Annotated in this window: 3 protein-coding genes; 1 reads left to right on the forward strand and 2 read right to left on the reverse strand. The window is 72.5% G+C overall.

The annotated features are described in order from the left end of the window. Nucleotides 1–59 precede the first annotated feature (59 nt). Both Q7T52_RS03685 and Q7T52_RS03690 read right to left on the reverse strand, forming a co-directional pair. Nucleotides 60–647, reverse strand: coding sequence for a hypothetical protein (locus Q7T52_RS03685; protein ID WP_304799505.1), 588 nt, complete (start codon nucleotides 645–647; stop codon nucleotides 60–62). Between the two features lie 49 nt (nucleotides 648–696). Continuing rightward, nucleotides 697–1,650, reverse strand: coding sequence for an ABC transporter ATP-binding protein (locus Q7T52_RS03690; protein WP_304799507.1), 954 nt, complete (start codon nucleotides 1,648–1,650; stop codon nucleotides 697–699). 173 nt (nucleotides 1,651–1,823) lie between these two features. Here Q7T52_RS03690 and Q7T52_RS03695 point away from each other — a divergent pair. Next, the coding region (locus Q7T52_RS03695) for a hypothetical protein (protein WP_304799509.1) at nucleotides 1,824–2,934 on the forward strand (1,111 nt) is incomplete at its 3' end.

The raw sequence follows: 2,934 nt of genomic DNA on the forward strand, positions 1-2,934 counted from the left end.
GGCGTAGTCCAGCGCGTAGTCGTTACCCGCGCTCGCGCGGGCGACCTCCTGCCAGCGGGTCACGGGGCGCCCGACTGCGGGGCGCTCGACCGCGGGGCGCTCGACCGCGGGGACGGCGGCGGCGAGGTCACGCGCGAGTAGCCGCCCCCGGAGAACTCGGTGGTGGGCCGCTTGGCCTTGGGCCCGCCGACGCCGACGACGCAGGACCGGCCGGCGCGGCTCTCGACGAAGACCCGGAAGTTCTGCTTCTCCTGCTCGAGGCCGTCCTCGTCGCTGCTGATGCGGATCACGAACGAGCCGGCCGCGCCCTCGTCGACGTCGCTGGCCTCGGCCTGCACGTCGGGGACGTCGTTGCCCGACATGACCTGCCACGTGGTGATCGTCGACTCGACGGCCATCCGGTAGAGGTCGAGCGGCGCGGCGCAGAGCAGGTCGACACCACCGACGACGTCGAGGTCCTCGGTCACGGTCACGGCCATGTCGGCGACGTCCTGCACGGTCGTGGCGTCGGTGGGCGCGTCGGTCTGGTCGACGAACAGCCGCACCACGGCGACCCCCGCGAGCGCGACCATGACGACGCCGACCACGACCCAGGACACGACCGAGAGCGCCCGCCGTCGGCGGCCGTCGCCCACGCCCTCCGTCATGCGTCAAGTGAAGCAGCCGAGCCCGCACCGGCGGCTCGGCGGGCAGCCGCTAGGCGCCGACGGTCATGTTCATGCCGGGGTCGAACGACCCGGGAGGCGGCTTCACGCCGTTCTGCTCGCACCACTCGCCGGCCGGTCGCTGGCTGCGGCGCGGGATGCCGCTGGACGGCTCCTGCTGCAGCGGGATCGGCGGCAGCGGCGGGAGCTCCTGGCCGGACTCGGCGGCGAGCTCGTCGGCGTCCTTCTCCTCCGACATCCCGATCGGGCCGACGCGCTGGGCGTTGAGGAACTGCCGCACCACCGGCTCCTCGGAGCTCAGCAGCATCTCGCGCGGTCCGAACATCGCGAGGTGCTTGTGGTAGAGCAGTCCGATGTTGTCGGGCACCGTGCGCGCGGTGTTGATGTCGTGGGTGACGATGAGGAACGTCGCGTCGATCTGCGTGTTGAGGTCGATGATCAGCTGGTTGAGGAACGCCGTGCGCACCGGGTCGAGACCCGAGTCGGGCTCGTCGAAGAGCACGATCTCGGGATCCAGCACCAGCGCCCGGGCCAGACCGGCGCGCTTGCGCATCCCGCCGGAGATCTCACCGGGCAGCTTGTCCTCGGCGCCCAGGAGACCGACCAGGTCCATCTTCTCCATCACGACCTCGCGGATCTGCGACTCCGACTTCTTGGTGTGCTCGCGCAGCGGGAAGGCGACGTTGTCGTAGAGGTTCATCGAGCCGAACATCGCACCGTCCTGGAACAGCACGCCGAACAGCTTGCGGATCTCGTAGAGCTCCTTCTCGGGGCACGACGCGATGTCGGTGCCCTCGATGACCACCGAGCCGCTGTCGGGCTTGAGCAGCCCGATGATCGTCTTGAGCAGCACCGACTTGCCCGTGCCGGACGGACCCAGCATCACGCTGATCTCACCGGCGGGGACCACGAGCGAGACGTCGCCCCAGATCATCTGCTTGCCGAACGACTTGGTCAGGTGGTCGATCTTGATCTCAACGCCCATGCCCGGTGCCCACTGTCGGTTGCGCCCGGCGACGAGGTGTCGCGGGGGTCGTCCGTCCAGGAGCAACGCGGTTCTGGGCCGTCGTGGATGTCGGCCACAGTAGCCCTGCTCCCGTCGGCGACCGTCCACGGGTAGTTTGTCGAGTGACTCAGACGTCTATCTCGGGAGTGACGATGACCAGGCCCATCACCCGTCGGAGCGCCCTCGCCGCCGGCGCCGCAGGCGCAGCCGCCCTGGCGCTGCCCACGTCAGCCACCGCCGCCGGACTGCGAGGCCGCGGGTCCGACGTGACCGGACGCGCGCTCTTCTCGATCGTCGAGGGCTACAGCCGCTGGCCGCTGCACCGCACCGGCTCCGCCCAGGAGGAGGCCGCGGTGCGGTGGGTCGAGCAGACGCTGCGGCGCCTCGGCGCCACCACGAGCCGCTGGCGCTACGACTACCCCCACTACGACTGGAGCGCCTCGGTGCGCGTCGGCCGGCAGACGATCCCGAGCGTGCCCCTCTACTACGAGGGCACCGGCCGGGTCCGCACCTCGCGGCCCTTCGTGGCCCCGACCAACGGCTCGGCCGCGGGTGAGGACCCCGGCGTGCAGGCCGCGGTCGCCGCGGCCAAGGCCGCCGGGGCCGAGGTCGCCCTGCTGCCGGTGACCAAGCCCGCGACCGCCACCGCGGCGGCGTACGACGGGCTCGTCGCGTTCAACAGCGACCCCGACACGCAGGACGAGCGCACCGGCGTCCCGACGCTCGTCGTCCCCGGGCGCCACGCCGACGCGATCGCGCGGCACGGCGCCGACGTGCGCTTCACGTCGCGTGTGCGGTCGGCCCACGCCACCAACCTCGAGGGCTGGTTCGGCACGTCGGCGCCCGTGGCCGATCCGGTCGTGGTGACGACGCCGCTGAGCGGCTGGTTCACCTGCGCCGCCGAGCGAGGCCCGGGCCTCGCGTTCGCCCTGGCGCTGGCCACCGACCTGGCCCGCACGACACCGGTCTTCTTCCTCGGCAACACCGGCCACGAGCTCGACAACGTCGGGGTGCGCCGCTACCTGGCCCAGGAGCTCGACCTCTCACCTCGCGCCGTCATCCACCTCGGCGCCTCCCTGGCCGCCGGGGCCCGCGACGCCGACGGCCGGCTGCGGCTCGTGCCGCGCGTCGCGGCCAGCAACCCGGCCCCCGCCACGGTTCCCGGCCTCGTCCCGCACCTCGCCACCGGCCGGTTCGCACCCGTCGCGACGTTCCCCGGCGAGGGCGCCGAGTGGTCGCGGGCCCTCGGGCCCGACGTGCCGC

The organism is Nocardioides sp., from assembly GCF_030655615.1.
In the GTDB taxonomy this organism is placed as follows: Bacteria; Actinomycetota; Actinomycetes; order Propionibacteriales; family Nocardioidaceae; genus Nocardioides.

Excerpts from the sequence above, each read along its gene's own strand:
- Q7T52_RS03685 (WP_304799505.1), bottom strand. The coding sequence starts at position 647 with ATGACGGAGGGCGTGGGCGACGGCCGCCGACGGCGGGCGCTCTCGGTC.
- Q7T52_RS03690 (WP_304799507.1), bottom strand. The coding sequence starts at position 1,650 with ATGGGCGTTGAGATCAAGATCGACCACCTGACCAAGTCGTTCGGCAAG.